19 protein-coding genes and 4 tRNA genes are annotated in these 18,326 nt (G+C 74.8%); 8 read left to right on the top strand and 15 right to left on the bottom strand.

Annotated features, from left to right (window positions below; translation table 11 throughout):
• Positions 1 to 5 precede the first annotated feature (5 nt).
• The 8 genes from ACI8AB_RS14835 to ACI8AB_RS14800 form a co-directional block, all read right to left on the bottom strand.
• Positions 6 to 1,217 carry a glycosyltransferase family 4 protein gene (locus ACI8AB_RS14835; protein WP_456950723.1) on the bottom strand — a complete coding sequence of 404 codons (1,212 nt, stop codon included), beginning with the start codon at positions 1,215 to 1,217 and terminating at the stop codon, positions 6 to 8.
• Positions 1,217 to 2,152, bottom strand: a complete 936-nt coding sequence (locus tag ACI8AB_RS14830) for a phosphatidylinositol mannoside acyltransferase (protein WP_456950722.1) — start codon at positions 2,150 to 2,152, stop codon at positions 1,217 to 1,219. Before ACI8AB_RS14830 ends, ACI8AB_RS14835 begins: the two co-directional genes overlap by 1 nt.
• Positions 2,149 to 2,781 (bottom strand): phosphatidylinositol phosphate synthase, encoded by a 633-nt coding sequence (gene pgsA, locus ACI8AB_RS14825; RefSeq protein WP_456950721.1) that lies wholly within the window; start codon positions 2,779 to 2,781, stop codon positions 2,149 to 2,151. Before pgsA ends, ACI8AB_RS14830 begins: the two co-directional genes overlap by 4 nt.
• Before the next feature lie 2 nt (positions 2,782 to 2,783).
• A complete protein-coding gene (locus tag ACI8AB_RS14820; RefSeq protein ID WP_456950720.1) occupies positions 2,784 to 3,374 on the bottom strand; it encodes an HIT family protein in 591 nt (196 codons plus the stop codon).
• Positions 3,371 to 5,434 carry a threonine--tRNA ligase gene (thrS, locus tag ACI8AB_RS14815; RefSeq protein ID WP_456950719.1) on the bottom strand — a complete coding sequence of 688 codons (2,064 nt, stop codon included), beginning with the start codon at positions 5,432 to 5,434 and terminating at the stop codon, positions 3,371 to 3,373. Before thrS ends, ACI8AB_RS14820 begins: the two co-directional genes overlap by 4 nt.
• A gap of 102 nt (positions 5,435 to 5,536) precedes the next feature.
• A complete protein-coding gene (locus ACI8AB_RS14810) occupies positions 5,537 to 6,076 on the bottom strand; it encodes an MOSC N-terminal beta barrel domain-containing protein (protein WP_456950718.1) in 540 nt (179 codons plus the stop codon).
• 10 nt (positions 6,077 to 6,086) lie between these two features.
• Entirely contained in the window at positions 6,087 to 6,440 is a 354-nt protein-coding gene (locus tag ACI8AB_RS14805) for an HNH endonuclease (RefSeq protein WP_456950717.1), read from the bottom strand.
• A gap of 139 nt (positions 6,441 to 6,579) precedes the next feature.
• Positions 6,580 to 7,011, bottom strand: a complete 432-nt coding sequence (locus ACI8AB_RS14800) for a hypothetical protein (RefSeq protein ID WP_456950716.1) — start codon at positions 7,009 to 7,011, stop codon at positions 6,580 to 6,582.
• Positions 7,012 to 7,121: 110 nt separating this feature from the next.
• Here ACI8AB_RS14800 and ACI8AB_RS14795 point away from each other — a divergent pair, with 110 nt between their 5' ends.
• Positions 7,122 to 7,667, top strand: a complete 546-nt coding sequence (locus ACI8AB_RS14795) for a dihydrofolate reductase family protein (protein WP_387986712.1) — start codon at positions 7,122 to 7,124, stop codon at positions 7,665 to 7,667.
• Between the two features lie 234 nt (positions 7,668 to 7,901).
• On the opposite strand, the gene ACI8AB_RS14790 is transcribed toward ACI8AB_RS14795, so the two are convergent.
• From ACI8AB_RS14790 to ACI8AB_RS14775, 4 genes are all read right to left on the bottom strand, one after another.
• Positions 7,902 to 7,973, bottom strand: a tRNA-Val gene (locus ACI8AB_RS14790).
• A gap of 26 nt (positions 7,974 to 7,999) precedes the next feature.
• Positions 8,000 to 8,473, bottom strand: coding sequence for a TIGR02611 family protein (locus ACI8AB_RS14785; protein WP_456950715.1), 474 nt, complete (start codon positions 8,471 to 8,473; stop codon positions 8,000 to 8,002).
• 14 nt (positions 8,474 to 8,487) lie between these two features.
• Entirely contained in the window at positions 8,488 to 9,381 is an 894-nt protein-coding gene (locus tag ACI8AB_RS14780; protein WP_456950714.1) for an anti-sigma factor domain-containing protein, read from the bottom strand.
• Positions 9,378 to 10,028: a sigma-70 family RNA polymerase sigma factor gene (locus tag ACI8AB_RS14775; protein WP_456950713.1), complete on the bottom strand. Its 651-nt coding sequence runs from the start codon at positions 10,026 to 10,028 to the stop codon at positions 9,378 to 9,380. The genes ACI8AB_RS14780 and ACI8AB_RS14775 overlap by 4 nt, the downstream gene beginning before the upstream one ends.
• Positions 10,029 to 10,244: 216 nt before the next feature.
• Here ACI8AB_RS14775 and ACI8AB_RS14770 point away from each other — a divergent pair, with 216 nt between their 5' ends.
• The 4 genes from ACI8AB_RS14770 (at position 10,245) to ACI8AB_RS14755 (ending at position 11,090) form a co-directional block, all read left to right on the top strand.
• Positions 10,245 to 10,694, top strand: a complete 450-nt coding sequence (locus ACI8AB_RS14770) for an SsgA family sporulation/cell division regulator (RefSeq protein WP_456902755.1) — start codon at positions 10,245 to 10,247, stop codon at positions 10,692 to 10,694.
• An 85-nt stretch (positions 10,695 to 10,779) separates the two neighbouring features.
• Positions 10,780 to 10,852, top strand: a tRNA-Gly gene (locus tag ACI8AB_RS14765).
• Between the two features lie 43 nt (positions 10,853 to 10,895).
• A tRNA-Cys gene (locus ACI8AB_RS14760) sits at positions 10,896 to 10,966 on the top strand.
• Between the two features lie 49 nt (positions 10,967 to 11,015).
• Positions 11,016 to 11,090, top strand: a tRNA-Val gene (locus ACI8AB_RS14755).
• 82 nt (positions 11,091 to 11,172) lie between these two features.
• On the opposite strand, the gene coaE is transcribed toward ACI8AB_RS14755, so the two are convergent.
• A complete protein-coding gene (coaE, locus tag ACI8AB_RS14750) occupies positions 11,173 to 11,778 on the bottom strand; it encodes a dephospho-CoA kinase (RefSeq protein WP_456950712.1) in 606 nt (201 codons plus the stop codon).
• Between the two features lie 248 nt (positions 11,779 to 12,026).
• Here coaE and ACI8AB_RS14745 point away from each other — a divergent pair, with 248 nt between their 5' ends.
• Positions 12,027 to 12,206 (top strand): hypothetical protein, encoded by a 180-nt coding sequence (locus ACI8AB_RS14745; protein ID WP_456950711.1) that lies wholly within the window; start codon positions 12,027 to 12,029, stop codon positions 12,204 to 12,206.
• Positions 12,207 to 12,437: 231 nt separating this feature from the next.
• Here ACI8AB_RS14745 and rpsA read toward each other — a convergent pair whose 3' ends face one another.
• Entirely contained in the window at positions 12,438 to 13,904 is a 1,467-nt protein-coding gene (rpsA, locus tag ACI8AB_RS14740; protein ID WP_456902752.1) for a 30S ribosomal protein S1, read from the bottom strand.
• A gap of 214 nt (positions 13,905 to 14,118) precedes the next feature.
• Between rpsA and ACI8AB_RS14735 the strand changes: the two genes are divergently transcribed.
• Positions 14,119 to 14,961 carry a class I SAM-dependent methyltransferase gene (locus ACI8AB_RS14735; RefSeq protein ID WP_456950710.1) on the top strand — a complete coding sequence of 281 codons (843 nt, stop codon included), beginning with the start codon at positions 14,119 to 14,121 and terminating at the stop codon, positions 14,959 to 14,961.
• A gap of 96 nt (positions 14,962 to 15,057) precedes the next feature.
• Here the strand turns inward: ACI8AB_RS14735 and polA are convergent, their stop codons facing one another.
• Complete coding sequence (gene polA / locus ACI8AB_RS14730; protein ID WP_456950709.1) at positions 15,058 to 17,808, bottom strand: DNA polymerase I; 2,751 nt, start codon at positions 17,806 to 17,808, stop codon at positions 15,058 to 15,060.
• Positions 17,809 to 17,890: 82 nt separating this feature from the next.
• Between polA and ACI8AB_RS14725 the strand changes: the two genes are divergently transcribed.
• On the top strand, positions 17,891 to 18,295 hold the full coding sequence (locus ACI8AB_RS14725; RefSeq protein ID WP_387986690.1) for a PaaI family thioesterase: 405 nt from the start codon (positions 17,891 to 17,893) through the stop codon (positions 18,293 to 18,295).
• The last annotated feature ends 31 nt before the right edge of the window (positions 18,296 to 18,326 follow it).

Raw genomic sequence — 18,326 nt, 5'->3', positions numbered from 1 at the left:
CAACGCTAGCGGCGGACGCGCCTCAGCAGGGAGGGGAGCACCCCGTCGGTGGCGCCCGTCACCTGCGGCCACGCCTCGTCGTCGCCGGCCGTGACCTCCCCTGCGCCGGGGAGCACCACGGTCTCGTAGACGGCGAGCACCCGGCGGGCCACCACCTGCCAGTCGTAACCCGCGGCCACCTCGCTCCCGGTGGCCGACAGCGCCGCGCGCCGGGCGGGGTCGGCGAGCAGGTCCGACAGCGCCCGCGCCAGCGCCGCGCCGTCCCCGCGGCGCACCAGCACCCCGGCCGCGCCGTCCTCGAGCACCCGCGCGAACGCGTCGAGGTCGCTGGCCACGATGGGCGCACCCGCGGCCATGGCCTCGATGAGCACCACGCCGAAGGACTCCCCGAGCAGGTTGGGCGCGCAGTAGACGTCCACCGAGCGCAGGAACGCCGCCTTGTCGGCCTCGGGGAGCTCGCCGAGCAGGGCCACGTGCGGGCGCAGGTCCTCCGCCACCGCGTCCCGCAGGGCGTCGGGGTCGCCGCGGCCGGCCACCAGCAGCCGGGCGCCGGGGTGCTCGCGGACGACGGTCCGCATCGCCTCCAGCAGCACCGGCAGGCCCTTGCGCGGCTCGTCGTAGCGGCCGAGGAAGCCGATCGTCGGCCCGTCGACGCCGCGCGCGGCCCCGGGCAGGGTCGGCCCCTCGGCGAAGAACCCCACGTGGACGCCGTTGGGGATGATCACCGCGTCGCCGCCGAGGTGCTCGACCTGCACGCGCCGGGCGAAGTCGGAGACGGCGATCCGGCCGGTGATCCTCTCCAGCCACGGGCGCACGACCGGGCCCCAGGCGGCCAGCCACTTCGACCGCACGGTGGCGGCGTGGAAGGTGGCCACGATCGGGCCGGTGGCGATCATGCAGACCAGCAGGCCGATCGACGGTGGCGCCGGGTCGTGCACGTGGACGACGTCGAAGTGGCCCTCGCGCAGCCAGCGGCGCACCCGCGCCGCGGACACCGGCCCGAACTGCACGCTGGCCATCGAGCCGTTGTAGGGGATCGGCACGGTGCGCCCGGCCCAGGTGAGCCAGGGGTCGGTGAGCGACTCCTCGTGCTCGGCCGGGGTGAGCACCTCGACGTGGTGGCCGAGCCCGCGCAGCGTCTCGGCGAGGTCGCGCACGTGGTACTGGACGCCCCCGGGCACGTCCCACTGGTAGGGGCAGACCAGGCCGATCCGCATCAGCGACGCTCCCCCGCCGGCGGGTCGGGCGGCACGTCGGCCCAGACACGCCCGAGCACGTGCCAGTCCTCCGGCTGCCGCGCGATGTCAGCGGTGAACGCGTCGGCCACGCCCTGCATCGCCGTCGCCACCCGGTCCCTCAGCCGGGTCCCGCCGTCGAGCGGCACCTCCTCGCCGACCTGCAGCACCCACCCGCGCTCGCTGAACCGGCAGGTGACCGGGTGCAGCGAGGCGCCGGTCTGCGCGGCCAGCAGCGCGGGACCGCCGGGCATGGTGGCCGGCCGGCCGAAGAACTCCACGGGGACGCCGCCGGAGCCGAGGTCGCGGTCGACCAGCAGGCACACCGAGCGCCCGGCCTCCAGCCACTCACGCAGCACCGCCGAGCTCGGCCGCTCCCCGCCGGTCAGGGGCACCACCCGCATGCCGAGGGTCTCCCGGTAGGCGAGGAACCGCTCGTACAGCGACTCCGGCCGCAGCCGCTCGGCGACGGTCATGAACGGCTCGCCGAGCCAGTCGAGGAACCACACCCCGGCCGCGTCCCAGTTGCCGCTGTGCGGCAGCGCCAGGATCACCGGCCGGCCCTGCGCGCGGGCGCGGGCGAGGTGGTCGATCCCGGGGACGACGGTGTCGCGCAGCACCCGCGCGGTGCCCAGGCGGGGCAGCCGGAAGGCCTCCTGCCAGTAGCGGGCGTAGGAGCGCAGCGCGCGGGCGGTGAGCGCGTCGAGCTCGTCCTCGGCGAGCTTGCCGCCGGTGGCCACGCGCAGGTTGGCCCGCAGCTGTCGGGTACCCCGGCCCTCGCGGCCGGCGGCGAAGCGGGCCACCGCGTCGAACGCGCCGCGGGCCACCGGCTCGGGCAGCCACTGCACCGCCTGCCAGCCCGCGGCGTAGCCGAGGTCCGTGGCCCGCGCGGCCGCCCGCGCCTGGAGGCCGCTCACGGGGCCGGCGCCGACGGCGTCAGCGACTTCCCCCGGGCGCCGCGGTGGACGGCGGCCACCCGCTGCGCGACGGTCACCGCGCCGCCCACCACCAGCAGCCACAGCCCCACGTCGACGGCGTACGGCAGACCCAGGCCGGTCAGGCCGGTGCCGGTGAGCACCAGGATCAGCCGCTCGGTGCGCTCGACCAGGCCGACGTCGCACGGGATGCCGACGCCCTCGGCCCGCGCCTTGATGTAGCTGGTCAGCACGCCGAGGACGAGCCCCACCATCGCCAGCAGCGCGAGCAGCCGGTCGTCGCCCTCGCCGGTGTACCACCACACCAGCGCCCCGAAGACGGCGGCGTCGACGGCGCGGTCGCAGGTCGAGTCCAGCACCGCGCCGAACGCCGACCCGCCGCCGCGGGCCCGCGCGAGCGCGCCGTCGAGCATGTCGAGCAGGACGAACAGCGTGACGGTGAACGCGCCCCAGAACAGGACGCCGTGGGCGACGAGCACCACCGCCGCGACGATCGCGCCGACGGTGCCGGTGACCGTGATCGCGTCCGGGGTCACCCCCGCCCGCGCCAGCCGGGTGACCACCGGCGCCCAGAACCGGCCGACGGCCGCCCGGGCGCCCGACCCCAGCACGGTCAGTCCCCCGTCCGCGCGGACGGGGCCGACGACGCAGCCCCCGGCCAGGCCGCGGCCAGCAGCGTGCGGGTCTCGGCCAGCACCTGCGGCAGCACCCGGGTGAGGCCGATGACCGGCATGAAGTTCGTGTCGCCGCCCCAGCGCGGCACCGCGTGCTGGTGCAGGTGGTCGGCGATCCCGGCCCCCGCCACCGACCCCTGGTTCATCCCGATGTTGAAACCGTGTGCTCCGGTCACCTGCCGCACCACCCGCATCGCCGTCTGCGTGAACGCGCCCAGCTCGGCGACCTCGGCGTCGGTCAGGTCGGTGTAGTCGGGCACGTGCCGGTAAGGGACCACCATGAGGTGCCCGGCGTTGTAGGGGTAGAGGTTCAGCACCGCGAAGACGGTCGCGCCGCGCGCCACCACCAGCCCCTGCTCGTCCGGCATCGCCGGGATGAGGCAGAACGGGCAGTCGTGCTCGCCGGTCGGCTTGCCCGAGCCCCGGATGTAGGCCATCCGGTAGGGCGTCCACAGGTGCTCGAAGACGGCGGCCGGCCCGCCGTCGTCGGCGGAGACGGGGACCGTGAAGCCGTCGGGCCCCACGGTCACCGCGACTCCAGGGGCGCGTCCGCCGTCGGGTCGGCGTTGTGCCGCGCGGCCACCCAGGCGACGACGGCGTCGACGGCCTCGTCGACCGGCACGCCGTTGCGCTGGCTGCCGTCGCGGTAGCGGAAGGAGACCGCACCGGCTTGCGCGTCGGTGGCCCCGGCGATGAGCACGAAGGGCACCTTCTGCTTGCTGGCGTTGCGGATCTTCTTCTGCATGCGGTCGTCGGAGTCGTCGACCTCGACCCGGATGCCGTGGGTGCGCAGCTTCAGCGCGACGTCGGTCAGGTACCCGACCTGGTCGTCGGTGACCGGGATGCCGACCACCTGCACCGGCGCGAGCCACGCGGGGAACGCGCCGGCGTAGTGCTCGGTGAGGACGGCGAAGAAGCGCTCGATCGAGCCGAACAGCGCGCGGTGCAGCATCACCGGCCGCTGGCGGGACCCGTCGGCGGCGGTGTACTCCAGGCCGAACCGCTCGGGCAGGTTGAAGTCGACCTGGATGGTCGACATCTGCCAGCTGCGGCCGATGGCGTCGCGGGCCTGCACGGAGATCTTCGGGCCGTAGAACGCCGCGCCGCCCGGGTCGGGGACGAGCTCGAGGCCGGAGTCCAGCGCCGCCTGCCGCAGCGCCTCGGTGGCGACCTCCCAGCTCTCGTCCGACCCCACGGACTTGTCCGGATTGCGGGTGGACAGCTCGAGGTAGAAGTCGCTGAGGCCGTAGTCGGCGAGCAGGCCGAGCACGAAGTCGAGCAGCCCGCGCAGCTCCCCGGCCATCTGCTCGGGGGTGCAGTAGATGTGCGCGTCGTCCTGGGTGAAGCCGCGGGCGCGGGTGAGCCCGTGGATGACGCCGGACTTCTCGTACCGGTAGACGGTGCCGAACTCGAACAGCCGCAGCGGCAGCTCGCGGTAGGAGCGGCCGCGGGACCCGAACACCAGGTTGTGCATCGGGCAGTTCATCGGCTTGAGGTAGTAGTCCTGCCCCTGCCGGCGGACGGTGCCGTCGGCGTCGCGCTCCTCGTCGAGCTGCATGGGCGGGTACATGCCCTCGGCGTACCAGTCGAGGTGGCCGGAGATCTCGAACAACCGGCCCTTGGTGATGTGCGGGGTGTTGACGAAGGAGTACCCACCCTCCTCGTGCCGCCGGCGGCTGTAGGCCTCCAGCTCCCGCCGGACGACACCGCCCTTCGGGTGGAACACCGCCAGGCCCGACCCGATCTCGTCGGGGAAGCTGAACAGGTCCAGCTCGGCGCCGAGGCGGCGGTGGTCGCGGCGCTCGGCCTCGGCGACCTGCTCCAGGTACGCCTTGTGCGCCTCGCGGCTCTCCCACGCGGTGCCGTAGACCCGCTGCAGCTGCGGGTTCTTCTCGCTGCCCCGCCAGTAGGCGGCGGCCGAGCGGGTGAGGCTGAACGCCGGGATGTTCGAGGTGCGCGGCAGGTGCGGGCCGCGGCACAGGTCGGTCCACAGCCGCTCGCCGGTGCGCGGGTCGAGGTTGTCGTACATGGTCAGCTGCGCGCCGCCGACCTCGACGGAGGCGCCGTCATCGGAGGACGCAGCCTCGCCGCCCTTGAGGCCGATCAGCTCGAGCTTGTACGGCTCGTGCGCGAGCTCCGCGCGGGCGTCGTCGTCGCTGATCTCCCGGCGGGCGAAGCGCTGCCCGGCCTTGACGATCTGCTGCATGCGCTTCTCCAGCGCCTGCAGGTCCTCCGGGGTGAACGGCTTCTCGGGGTCGAAGTCGTAGTAGAAGCCGTTCTCGACCGGCGGGCCGATGCCCAGCCGGGTGCCGGGGAACAGGTCCTGCACGGCCTGGGCGAGCACGTGCGCGGTCGAGTGCCGGATGACCGCCCGCCCCTCGGGGCTGGCCGCGACGACGGGCTCGACCTCGGCGTCGGCGTCGGGGGTCCAGGCGAGGTCGCGCAGGTCGCCGGTGGCCAGGTCGCGGACGACGACGGCGCCGTCGGGGCCCTTGAGCGCGACCCCGGCCTGCTTGAGCGCCTGCTCGGCCGTCGTCCCGGCCGGCACCCGGATCGGGGTGGTTGCGGCAGGGGGAAGCGCGGCGGACACGGGGGCTCCTGGGGGGTCGCGAGGTGCTCGGACGGCGCCCGGCCGGAGGCGGACGCGCACCGGCCAGCCTAACGAGCGTCCGCGCCGGCCCCGGGGACCCGACTACGCGGGGAGGACCTCGTCGCCGACCGTGACCGTCCCCGGCTCGGCCACCTCGGCGTAGACGCCCAGGCAGTGCTTCGGCAGCCGCGTGACCTGCAGCACGGCCGAGCCCAGCCGCAGCCGGCGGCCCACCCAGGTCCGCTCGTCGTCGGCGGGCAGGTCGAGGAGCAGGTTGGCCCGTGGGTCCTCGGCGCCGCAGCCGGCCGGGACGACGCCGGCCGCGGCCCGGTCCAGCGCCTGGCGGGAGACCAGGTGCACCGCCGCGGCGCCCTCGGGGCGGCCGGTCAGCGGCTCGAGCCGCACCGGCCGGCCCAGCGCCGCGGCGACGGCGGCGGCGTCGAGGTCGGGGGAACCGGTGGGGACGACGCCGGCGAGTCCCGGGGCGTCCTTGCCGCGCAGCACCCGCCCGTCGAGGTCGACGACGGCCGACTCCCGGTCCCCCGCCAGCCCGGCGGGGCCGACCTCGGCCTGCTGCAGCGGCGTCCCGGCGCACCCGCGGACGGGGTAGACCGAGATGCCGACGACCGTCCCCGCGCTCACGCGGGCCAGGCTAGGCGGACCGGGCGACGACGACACCGCGGCGGCGCAGCCGGCGCAGCTGGGACTCCAGGTACGGCCGGGCCCGGCGCTGCCCGCCGCGGACGGCGATCGCCTCGGCCAGCCCGGTCAGGACGCGGGCCAGCCGCTGCTCGTCGACGGGCCAGCCGCGGCGCAGGCACTCCTCCAGCCACTCGACCGGTGCGGTGTGCCCGCGCTCGCCGTTGCACCGCCGGCAGGCGGCCACCTCGTTCTCCAGCCACGACGGGCCGCCCTTGACCCGCGGCACGACGTGCTCGGTGGTGGGGGGGACGTGCCCGGTGAGCGCGCGGCCGCACCAGATGCAGGTGGGTCCGTCGCGCTCCACGGCCGCGTCCAGTCGGGCGACCCTGTCCAGTGCCCTCCGGTCCGGTGCCATCGCCCCCATGGTGCGCCCGATCCGGGCGGAGGCGGCGGGTGCGCCCGGTCCCGGTGCGCCCGGTCCCCGTGCGCCGGTCCCCGTGCGCTCAGTCCCGGCGGCCGCGCCCGGCCACCCGCGGGGGCCGCGGCAGCAGCGCCGCCGTCAGGGCGGCCTGCCGGCGCCGGCGGACCGCCCGCCGGAACCGCTCGTGGCCGTGGCCGGCACCGGGCGGGTGGGCCGACCACACGAGGTCGCCCGCCGCGGCGCCGTCGTCGCCGGCGCGGTCCCGCAGGTGCGCGAGGACGCGGCCGGCGAGGTCGTCGTCGGCGAGCAGCGCCGCCCAGTCCTCGGGGTCCCGGTCCTCGTCGGCCAGCGCCTCGCCGATCCAGGCGAACACCCCGGGGCCGAAGGACCGCACCGCCAGGTCCCCGACGACGGCGTGCGCGGCGTCGACCGCCGCCCCGGCCTCGAGCGCCACCTCCAGCTCGACGACGGCACGCAGCGTGTACGCATCGGGCACCGGCGGGGTCGGCTCCATCCCCGCATCGTGCAGCACGGCGGGTCCGCCACCGATGAGAAACGGGATCCGCCAGTGTCTGACCCGACGAGACCGGCCGACAGGGCCGGCCGACCGACCGAGGAGCAGGCATGGGCGTCATCCGGGTGCACGAGTTCACCACCGTCGACGGGGTCGTCGACGCACCGATGTGGACGGTCGACTACGGCTTCCCCGACGACCTGGCCGCCTCGATCGGGTCCCTCACGGCGCCGGCGGAGGGGATCCTGCTCGGCCGCACGACCTTCGAGATGTTCGCGCCGGCGTGGTCCACCCGGACCGTCGAGGAGGACCCCGGCGCGCCGTTCTTCAACGACACGACCAAGTACGTCGTCTCCTCGACGCTGTCCGACGCCGAGGGCGTGTGGCGCAACTCCACCTCCCTCGGCGGCTACGACGCCGACCGGATCCGGGAGCTCAAGGCGGACCGGGACCTCTACGTCAGCGGCAGCGCCACCCTCGTGCGGGCGCTGGTGGCCGACGGCCTGGTCGACGAGCTGCACCTGTACGTGTACCCGGTCGCCGTCGGCGAGGGCATCCACCTGTTCCCCGAGGGCACGAAGCAGAAGCTGTCGCTGGTCGGCGTCGAGGCGCTGAGCAACGGCGTCGCGCACCTCACCTACGGCCCGGCCGCCTGAGCCGCCGGGGACTGCGCGAGAGGGCCGGGCTCCCCGTCGTCGGGAGCCCGGCCCTCCCGTCTCCCGGGACGGCAGCCCGCAGGAGTCGTCGCCGTCGTGGTCGGCCGACACCACCGGCCGACACCACCGGCCGGCGTCGCCCTGAGCGGCGTCGGCCCGGGTGACGACGGGGTCTCCCCCCGTGGACGCAGAGAGGGCCGGGCCCCCGTCGGGAGCCCGGCCCTCTCGTGCCGGTGGGCGATACTGGGTTCGAACCAGTGACCTCTTCGGTGTGAACGAAGCGCTCTACCACTGAGCCAATCGCCCGTTGCGCCGTCCATGATGCCAGACGGTCAGCGCCACAGGGGCACCCACCCCGGCACCCAGTCCGGAACGCCGGTGAGGTGCAGCGTGACGACCAGGACGCCGTAGACGAACGCCGCCGTCAGCACGCCGATGCCCAGGCGCACCCACACCGGCTGGCGGCCCAGCCAGTCGGTCCAGGCCTTGACGTGCCGCTTGGTGAACTCCAGCAGCCGCTCGGCCCACATGAACTCGGTGGCCAGCACGAACAGGCCGGCGATGACGGTGAGCCAGCCGGGCCCCGGCAGCGGGATGGTGACCAGGCCGACGGCGACGACCAGGCTGCCGACGATGCCGACGGCCATCCGGTAGGTGTGGTCGACCGAGCGGCGGGCGGCCAGACGCCGCCGCCACCGGGACTCCGCGACCCGCTCGCGCAGGCTGTGGTAGCCGTCCTGCGCGAAGTGCTCCCGCCGCTGCTCCGCGGTCGGTCGTGCCCGCCGCTGCCGCGGGGGCGGCGACACCGTGTCCTGTCCGCTCAGCTGGTCACCTGCCCGTTCGCCACCACGTCCGACGGTTGCGCCGGAGCCTGCCGGCCGGGCTCGATGCTGATCGCGTAGGCCGCGTAGTCGTCGAGACCGGTCGAGGCGGAGCCTACGGTCCGGAGGTCGGTCCGTGGGGAGACGACGTCGAAGGTGCCGAGCGCCACGGGCGCGTCGTCGACCACGCCCCACAGCACGTAGACGCTGTCGCTGCTGTCGTTGACCCGCAGGCCGTGCGCGACGACCTCCAGCTGCGCGTCGCGGGCGACGACGGTGGCCACCGGGTCCCCGTCGCCGTCCTGGACGGGGGCGATGGTCGCCCGGCCCGGCTGCAGCAGCGCCTCGAGGACCTGCTGCTGCTCCACGGCGGCGGCGCGGGCGTCGTCCCGCGCGGAGCTCAGGACGACGTTCCAGGTGCCGAGCGCCAGGATCGCCGCGACGGCCGCGGCGACCAGGGCGTTGGGCAGCACCCGCCGCCACACCGGGCGCGGGTCCGGCGCGGGCTCCTCCGGCGCGGGCACGTAGCCGGGGAAGCCGGTCGCGACGGGACCGTCGGTGCGGCGGCGCCCGCCGGGGGCGCCCGGGACCGGTGGCGGGACGGGCGCCACGGTCGGGGCGGCGGGGTCGACGCCGGCCGGCGGCGGGAGCTGCTCGGACTCCTCGACCGCGGCCCGCAGCCGCTCGCGCAGCCGGTCGTCCGGCTCGGCCGGCGGCAGGTCCGCGGCCAGCGCCGCCATCACCTCGGAGGTCTCGGCGACGGTCCGGGTGCACCGCGGGCAGGTGGGCAGGTGGGCGCCGAACAGCGCCTCGTCCTCGGGCTCGAGCGCGTGCAGCGCCCAGCCGACGGCGAGCTCGTCGAAGGGCTCGTGGGAGTCGGGGCGCGGACTCACCGGGCGCCTCCGTCGACCGCGGCGGGACCGCTGAGCGCACCACCCGCGGTGGGCCCGGCGACCCCGCCGAGCTCCTCCTTCAGCCGGCGCATGCCGGCCAGCATGCGGGTCTTCACCGTCCCCAGCGGGGCGCGGGTCAGGGCCGCGACCTCCCGCTGGGTGTACCCGCCGTAGTAGGCGAGGGTGAGCGCCTCCCGCTGGGCGTCGGGCAGCGCCCCGAGCGCGGTGCGCACGCGCTCGGACACCACCCGGTCCCACGCCTCGTCCTCGACGTCGCGGGCGCCGGTGGGGGCGCTCAGCGCGAGGTCGTCCTCGGCGCGGGCCCGGCGGCGGCGGTGCGACTCCTCCCGGCGGACGGCGTCGACGGCCTTGTGGTGGACCATCGCCATCAGCCAGGCCGAGAAGCTGCCGCGGGCGCCGTCGTAGGCGTGCGGGTCGCGCCAGACGGCGAGGAACACGTCCTGGACGACGTCCTCGGCGAGGGTGTCGTCGGCGAGCACCCGCCGGGCCAGTGCGAACGCCGGCCGCCGGAACCGGTCGTAGAGGTCGTCCACGGCACCCCGGTCGCCCGCCCGTACGCGCGCCACGAGGTCCAGGTCACCGGGGTCGCCCTCCGGACGTCGTGCCGGACGCGTCACGGTTCCCATGGTCACACGTCGCATTCGCGACAGCGCGCTTCGCGGTTCACCACGCCGGGTAGGGAGGTCCCCGGACGGTCTCCGCCCCTGAACCCGGTGGGACCGCGCGGACCGGTCGGGACGATGACCGCCCGCGGCCGGCCCGGCCGCGGCGACACGCCCGGCAACAGGTCGGCGCAACATCCGGCTCCGCTCGTCGTTACACGTGACATGGATCGAGGCGACATGGCACACCGCTCCCCCTCCGGGTACTCCGTCCCGACGACGCTGTACCTGGTCGGACCCACCTCGTGGACCGAGGTGCCGGCCGCCCTCTCCTACGCGGTGCACGACCCCTTCGCGGTGCGGATCGGCTTCGGCGAGGGCGGGGAGGTCGCCGCCGACGGCATCACCTGGCTGGTCGGCCGCGAACTGCTCGCCGCGGGGCTCGAGCGGCCGGCCGGCGACGGCGACGTGCGCATCTGGCCGGCCCGCACCACCGGTGACGTGCTGTACCTGCACCTGCGGGCCCCGTCCGGGGAAGCGCTGTTCGAGCTGTCCCGCGCCACGGTGGCCGCGTTCCTGCAGCGGACCGAGGAGCTCGTGCCCTCCGGGCAGGAGACGGCGGCGCTCGACGTCGACGACGCGCTGGCCGCGCTGCTGTCCGGTGGCGGGGCCGATCCCGGGGCGCGGTGAGCCCGGGGGGACCCCCCGTGAAACCCGCGCCGCGGGTCGGGTATGGTTCTCCCTGCACGACAGCGACACAACAGAACACAGCAACGCGGACGTGGCTCAGTTGGTAGAGCATCACCTTGCCAAGGTGAGGGTCGCGGGTTCGAATCCCGTCGTCCGCTCGGGACCTCGGGCGCTGGTCGCGAGACCGGCGCCCGTGTGTGCGGTGGAGTGGCCGAGAGGCGAGGCAACGGCCTGCAAAGCCGTCTACACGGGTTCAAATCCCGTCTCCACCTCGCCTCCTCGCCGAGCGCGGTGGAGCGGGCCGGTCGGCAGACCGGACTCGGGCGATTGGCTCAGTGGTAGAGCGCTACCTTGACACGGTAGAGGTCACTGGTTCGAACCCAGTATCGCCCACCAGCACGCGGAGCCCCGGACCCCCGCGGTCCGGGGCTCCCGTCGTCTCCGGGCCCTCACCCGGCGCGGCCGGCCGGGCGGGCGCTCACCGCCGTTCCCCCACCGCCGGCGCCACCCGCTCCTCCCAGAACCGCTCCACCTGGGCGGCGAGTGCCTCGGGGGCGCCGCTGTTGTCGAGGACGACGTCGGCCACCGCCCGGCGCTGCTCGTCGGTGGCCTGGGCGGCGATGCGGGCGCGCGCGTCGTCCTCGGTGAGCCCGCGCAGCACCAGCCGGGCGACGCGGGTGTCCAGGTCGGTCTCGACGACCAGCACGAGGTCGTACGCGCCGGCCTGGCCGGTCTCCACCAGCAGCGGGACGTCCTGGACCACGACGGCGTCCTCCGGGGCGGACCGGACGACCTCCAGGGCGCGCGCACGCACCAGGGGGTGCACGATGCCGTCCAGCCGTGCCCGCGCCTGCGGGTCGGCGAAGACGACGGCGGCCAGCGCCGGGCGGTCCAGCGCCCCGTCGGAGGTGAGCACGTCCGGCCCGAAGGCCTCGACGACGGCGGCCAGACCCGCCGTGCCGGGCTCCACGACCTCCCGGGCGATGCGGTCGGCGTCCACGACCAGCGCCCCGCGGGCCGCCAGCAGCGCGGCCACCGTGCTCTTCCCCGACCCGATCCCGCCGGTCAACCCGATGCGCAGCACGGACGGACGGTAACGAGCGCGCGGACGGCGGTCACGGACGGGTAACACCCGCCCCCTGCGCCCGGCGCGTCGCACCAGTCACACCCGTCACTCCTCATAACGTCCGCCCCGTCGGTTCCCCACGGAGGGGGACGCAGCCGAGGAAGGCAGGCAGCCCGATGTCGCAGCCCCGTACCGCCGTCGCGACGGTCCCCGCCGGTCCCCGCACCCCGGGCCGGCACCGGGCGGAGCGTGCGGGCGGGATCCGGGTGGCCGACATCCCCGCCGTGCGCACGCGCATGGCGATGCAGAAGGCGGAGCCCCCGCGCCGTGGGGCGTTCCTCCGCTGGCTGCTCGACGCCGCCCCGGCCGGCCGCCACACCTGGCAGTCGCTGGCCGCGGCCGGCGGCCGCCCGCGCTCCGCCTTCGCGATCATCCTCAGCCTCTGACCAAGGACCTCCTCGCCCCCCACTGCTCGCACGCTCGCAGCGGGCCCCTGCGAGGAGGCCGGTCCGGCGCTCGCTCTGGAGCAGCGCCCGACGAGACCGGGTGCCCGCCCGGACGGGGACGGCGGGCGGGCACCCCCCTGCGCCACCCCGGTGCGCGCACGACGGAGGCCCAGGACCTCGAGGGTCCTGGGCCTCCGTCGTTCGTCAGACCGTCAGCGCACGGTCAGCGGGTCACTCCCCGCCGGCGAGCTTGGCCCGCAGCGCGGCGAGCGCCTCGTCGCTGGCCAGGGTGCCGCCACCGGTGGTGGTGTCCGCGGGGGCGTCACCGCCGGAGGAGTAGTTGCCCCCCGCAGCGGCCTCCGCGTCGGCCGCGCGGGCCTCGGCGATCTGCTTCCGGTGCGCCTCGAAGCGCGCCTGGGCCTCGGCGTACTGCCGCTCCCAGGTCTCCCGGGCCTCCTCGTAGCCCTCGAGCCACTCGCCGGTCTCCGGGTCGAAGCCCTCGGGGTAGATGTAGTTGCCCTGCTCGTCGTACGAGGCGGCCATGCCGTAGGCGGCCGGGTCGAACTGCTCCTCGTCGCCGATGACGCCCTCGTTGGCCTGCTTGAGCGACAGGCTGATGCGGCGCCGGTCGAGGTCGATGTCGATGACCTTGACGAGGATCTCGTCGCCGACCTGCACGACCTGCTCCGGGATCTCCACGTGGCGCTCGGCCAGCTCGGAGATGTGGACCAGACCCTCGATGCCCTCGTCGACCCGGACGAACGCACCGAAGGGCACCAGCTTGGTGACCTTGCCCGGCACGACCTGGCCGATCTGGTGGGTGCGGGCGAACTGGCGCCACGGGTCCTCCTGCGTCGCCTTCAGCGACAGGGAGACCCGCTCGCGGTCGAGGTCGACGTCGAGGACCTCGACGGTGACCTCCTGGCCCACCTCGACGACCTCGGAGGGGTGGTCGATGTGCTTCCAGGACAGCTCGGAGACGTGCACGAGGCCGTCCACGCCGCCGAGGTCGACGAACGCACCGAAGTTGACGATCGAGGAGACGACGCCGGTGCGCACCTGGCCGCGGGCGAGCTTGTTGAGGAACTCGCTGCGGACCTCGGACTGCGTCTGCTCCAGCCACTGCCGGCGGGACAGGACGACGTTGTTGCGGTTCTTGTCGAGCTCGATGATCTTGGCCTCGAGCTCGCGGCCCACGTAGGGCTGCAGGTCGCGGACGCGGCGCATCTCGACCAGCGACGCGGGGAGGAAGCCGCGCAGGCCGATGTCGAGGATGAGACCGCCCTTGACGACCTCGATGACGGTGCCGGTGACGACCTCGTCGGCTTCCTTCTTGGCCTCGATCGTGCCCCAGGCGCGCTCGTACTGGGCGCGCTTCTTGGACAGGATCAGGCGGCCTTCCTTGTCCTCCTTCTGGAGGACGAGAGCTTCCACCTCGTCGCCGACCTTGACGACCTCGTTGGGGTCGACGTCGTGCTTGATGGACAGCTCGCGCGAGGGGATGACGCCCTCGGTCTTGTAGCCGATGTCCAGCAGCACCTCGTCCCGGTCGACCTTGACGATGACGCCTTCGACGATGTCGCCGTCGTTGAAGTACTTGATCGTCTGGTCGATCGCGGCGAGGAAGTCCTCGGCGGTGCCGATGTCGTTCACCGCGATCTGGGGGGTGCTGTCGGGACGGACCTGGGTGGAGGTCATGTGGTCGAGTGCTCCGGACGGGGGATGCGTAGGGACAGGGGGACCGCGGCCGGGTGACCGCGGGAGCGGGGAGAGCCGGCGCGCGCCGATCCCTTGCGGGTAACAGCACTGACAGACCTCTGGCGCATCCCCATGGTACGGACGCGCGCGCACCGGGGTCCACCGGGTGGGCGACCTCTGCCGATCCGGCGCGGCGTGTCACGCTGGGCGTGTCATGGTGCCGCCGCCCACGCTCCCCCTCGGGCCCGACGGCTACCCCGCCGCCGGGGGTGTCGAGCGGCGGCCGGCCGGGTCCGCCGAGTCGGTCCGCGCCAACCGCGGCTGGTGGGACGCCGCCGCGCCGGCCTACCTCGCCGAGCACGGCGACGACCTCGGCGACGTCGACTTCCTGTGGTGCCCGGAGGGCCTGCGCGAGGCCGACGCGCACCTGCTCGGCGACGTCGCCGGCCGCCGGGTGCTCGAGGTCGGCTGCGGGTCGGCGCCGTGCGCGCGGTGGCTGCGCCGGGCCGGGGCCGACGTCGTCGCGCTGGACCTGTCGGCCGGGATGCTCGCCCGCGCGGCGGAGTGGGGCCGGACCACCGGCGTCGTCGTGCCGCTGCTGCAGGCCGACGTGGGCGCGCTCCCGCTGGCCGGCGCGTCGTTCGACGTCGTCTGCTCGGCGTTCGGCGGGCTGCCGTTCGTGGCCGACGTCGAGGGGGCGCTGGCCGAGGTGGCGCGGGTGCTGCGCCCGGGCGGGCGGTTCGCCGCGTCGGTCAACCACCCGTTCCGCTGGCCGCTGCCGGACTCCCCCGACCCCGAGGACCTGCGGGTCGTCTCGTCCTACTTCGACCGCCGGCCCTACGTGGAGACCGACGGCGAGGGCCGGACGGTGTACGTCGAGCACCACCGCACGGTCGGCGACTGGGTGCGCGCCGTCGTCGGGGCGGGCCTGGTCCTCGACGACCTGGTCGAGCCGGAGTGGACGCCGGGCCGCACGCAGGAGTGGGGCCAGTGGTCGCCGGCCCGCGGCGCGCTCGTCCCCGGCACGCTCGTCCTGGTCGCCCACCGGCCCTGGTGAAGGACCCCGGTGCCCCCCACGCCTCGCAGACTCGGCGCGGGCCCCCGCACCGGGGCCGCTCGTGTCGACACCTGACCCTCTGCTCGAGGTCGAGGCTCAGTGGGCGGCGGCGTCCCAGCTGCGGCCCACGCCGACCGAGACCTCCATCGGCACCGACAGCTGCGCGGCCCCGGACATCTCGCGGCGGACCAGCTCCTCCAGCGCCTCCCGCTCCCCCGGCGCCACCTCGAGCACGAGCTCGTCGTGCACCTGCAGCAGCATCCGCGAGCGGAGCCCCTCGGCCCCGATCGCCCGCTCGACCCCGAGCATGGCGACCTTGATGACGTCGGCCGCCGAGCCCTGGATCGGGGCGTTGAGCGCCATCCGCTCGGCCATCTGCCGGCGCTGCCCGTTGTCGCTGGTGAGGTCGGGCAGGTAGCGGCGCCGGCCGAGGGTGGTCTCGGTGTAGCCGCGCAGCCGGGCCTCCTCGACGACGCCGTCGAGGTACTCGCGGATCCCGCCGAAGCGCTCGAAGTAGGCGTGCATCTGCTCGCGCGCCTCCTCGGTGGAGATGCGCAGCTGCTGCGCCAGCCCGTAGGCGCTCAGTCCGTAGGCCAGGCCGTAGCTCATCGCCTTGATCCGGCGCCGCATCTCCGGGTCGACCTCCTCGATGGGGATGTCGTAGGCCCTCGAGGCGACGAAGGAGTGCAGGTCCTCCCCCGAGGTGAAGGCCTCGATCAGCCCCTCGTCCCCGGACAGGTGGGCCATGATCCGCATCTCGATCTGGCTGTAGTCGGCCGTCATCAGCGACTCGAAGCCCGGGCCGACGACGAACGCCTGCCGGATGCGGCGGCCCTCGGCGCTGCGGATCGGGATGTTCTGCAGGTTCGGGTCGATCGAGGACAGCCGGCCGGTGGCGGCGATCGTCTGCTGGAACGTCGTGTGGATGCGGCCGGCGTCGTCGACCATCGGGATCAGCCCGTCGATGACCGTGCGCAGCCGGGTGACGTCGCGGTGGCGCAGCAGGTGCTCGAGGAAGGGGTGCCCGGTCTGCGCCAGCAGCCAGGTGAGCGCGTCGGCGTCGGTGGTGTAGCCGCTCTTGATCTTCTTGGTCTTCGGCAGGCCCAGCTCGTCGAACAGCACCGCCTGGAGCTGCTTGGGCGACCCGAGGTTGATCTCCCGGCCGATGACGGCGTACGCCTCGGCGGCCGCGGCGGCCACACCCTCGGCGAACTCGCGCTGCAGCTCGGCGAGCAGGTCCGTGTCGACGGCGATGCCGCGGTGCTCCATCCGGGCGAGCACCCGGGTCAGCGGCAGCTCCATCCCCTGCAGCAGGTGGTCGCCCCCCTTCTGCGCGAGGACCTGCTCGAGGGCGTCGGAGAGGTCGTTGACGGCGACCGCCTTGAGGACGTCGGCGTGCGCGGCCTCGGCGGCGAGGTCGGCCTCGCTCGGCCCCATCCCGTCGAGGGTCATCTGGCCCTCGGGCTCGGCGGCGTCCTTGAGCTCGCGCTTGAGGTAGCGCACCGAGAGGTCGCCGAGGTCGAAGGAGCGCTGCCCCGGCGTCGCCAGGTAGGCGGCCAGCGCGGTGTCGCTGGCCAGGCCCTGCAGGTCCCAGCCGCGCGACCACACCGCCAGCAGCGGGCCCTTGACGTCGTGCGCCACCTTCTCGGCGGCCGGGTCGGCCAGCCAGTCGGCCAGCGCCTGCTCGTCGGCGACGTCGAGGTCGGGACCGAGGTCGACGAACACCGCGTGGTCGTCGGCGGCGGCCAGCGCGAGCCCGGTCAGCTCACCGGCCCCCCGGCCCCAGGTGCCGCGGAAGACGACGCCGGTCCGCCCGGTGCGGGCGTGCGCGTCCAGCCACGCGGACAGCCCGCCGGCCGGCACCTCGTCGGCGGTGACGTCGAAGCCGCCCTCGACCTCGGGCTCGGCGCTGCTCAGCGTGGCGAACAGCCGCTCGCGCAGCACCCGGAACTGCAGGTTGTCGAAGAGGGTGTGCACCTCGTTGCGGTCCCAGGCGCGGACGGCGAGGTCCTGCGGGCCGAGGTCGAGGGCGACCTGCCGGTCGAGCTCGGTGAGCCGCCGGTTCTGCAGCACCGAGGACAGGTGCTCGCGCAGCTTCTCGCCGACCTTGCCCTTGACCGTGTCCACGCGGTCGACCAGCTCGTCCAGGGAGCCGTACTCGCGCACCCACTTGGCCGCGGTCTTCTCCCCCACGCTCGGGATGCTGGGCAGGTTGTCGCTCGGGTCCCCGCGCAGCGCGGCGAAGTCCGGGTACTGCTGCGGGGTCAGGCCGTACTTCGCCTCGACCTCCTCCGGCGTGAACCGGGTGAGGTCCGAGACGCCCTTGCGCGGGTAGAGCACGGTCACGTGCTCGTCGACCAGCTGCAGCGCGTCGCGGTCGCCGGTGCAGATGAGCACGTCCATGCCCTGCTCCACGGCCTGCACGGTGAGCGTGGCGATGACGTCGTCGGCCTCGTAGCCCGGCGCGGTGATCACCGGGATCCGCAGCGCGGCGAGCACCTCCTGGATGAGGCTGACCTGCCCGCGGAAGTCGGTGGGGCTCTCGGTGCGGTTGGCCTTGTACTCCGCGTAGATCTCGCTGCGGAACGTCTGCCGGCCGACGTCGAAGGCCACCGCGAGGTGGGTGGGCTGCTCGTCGCGCAGCACGTTGATGAGCATCGACGTGAAGCCGTAGACGGCGTTGGTCGGCTGGCCCGTCGTCGTGGAGAAGTTCTCCACCGGCAGGGCGAAGAAGGCGCGGTAGGCCAGCGAGTGCCCGTCGAGGAGGAGCAGCCGCGGCCGCTGGGCGGCGGGCTGAGCCGTCGCCGAGGGGGCGGTGGGCGCGGGGGTGGTCACCGGAGCGGACATCGCGCACGATCCTAGGTGCGCTCACCCACGCTTCCGAGGCCCCGCACGGAGGGCCGGCCCGCCCGCGGTTACGGTGCCCGGCGTGACCTCCGCTCCCCCGGACTGGCTGGCGCCCGGCGCGGCCAGCCCGCTCGACGACAAGCTCGGCATCACGATCGTCGACTACGACCCGGCCCGGCTGGTGGCGACGATGCCGGTCGAGGGCAACCAGCAGCCCTTCGGCCTGCTGCACGGCGGGGCCACGTGCTCGCTGGTCGAGACGATCGGCTCCTGGGCGGCCATGCTCAACGCCGGCCCGGGGAAGAAGGCCGTCGGGGTGGAGCTGAACGCCAGCTACCTGCGCGCGGCGACGTCGGGCACGGTCACCGCCGTGTGCACCCCGGCCCGCGTCGGCCGCACGCTGTCGACGTTCCTCGTCGAGGTCACCGACGACCGGGGGCGGACCACCGCCACCGCGCGGCTGACCTGCGCGATCCTCCCGGCCTAGGCGAGGGCCCCGCGGCTCCCACCGCTCGCGG

The organism is Geodermatophilus sp. SYSU D00698 (assembly GCF_054050335.1).
Note: the sequence above shows the minus strand (reverse complement) of the source record. Positions and strands in the feature narration are given on the sequence as shown.

What these genes read in the sequence shown, in the direction of transcription:
- polA (WP_456950709.1), bottom strand. Translation starts at nt 17,808, where the DNA reads ATGTCCGCTCCGGTGACCACCCCCGCGCCCACCGCCCCCTCGGCGACG.
- ACI8AB_RS14795 (WP_387986712.1), top strand. Translation starts at nt 7,122, where the DNA reads ATGGGCGTCATCCGGGTGCACGAGTTCACCACCGTCGACGGGGTCGTC.
- ACI8AB_RS14770 (WP_456902755.1), top strand. Translation starts at nt 10,245, where the DNA reads ATGGCACACCGCTCCCCCTCCGGGTACTCCGTCCCGACGACGCTGTAC.
- ACI8AB_RS14775 (WP_456950713.1), bottom strand. Translation starts at nt 10,028, where the DNA reads ATGGGAACCGTGACGCGTCCGGCACGACGTCCGGAGGGCGACCCCGGT.
- ACI8AB_RS14800 (WP_456950716.1), bottom strand. Translation starts at nt 7,011, where the DNA reads ATGGAGCCGACCCCGCCGGTGCCCGATGCGTACACGCTGCGTGCCGTC.
- rpsA (WP_456902752.1), bottom strand. Translation starts at nt 13,904, where the DNA reads ATGACCTCCACCCAGGTCCGTCCCGACAGCACCCCCCAGATCGCGGTG.
- ACI8AB_RS14735 (WP_456950710.1), top strand. Translation starts at nt 14,119, where the DNA reads ATGGTGCCGCCGCCCACGCTCCCCCTCGGGCCCGACGGCTACCCCGCC.
- ACI8AB_RS14835 (WP_456950723.1), bottom strand. Translation starts at nt 1,217, where the DNA reads ATGCGGATCGGCCTGGTCTGCCCCTACCAGTGGGACGTGCCCGGGGGC.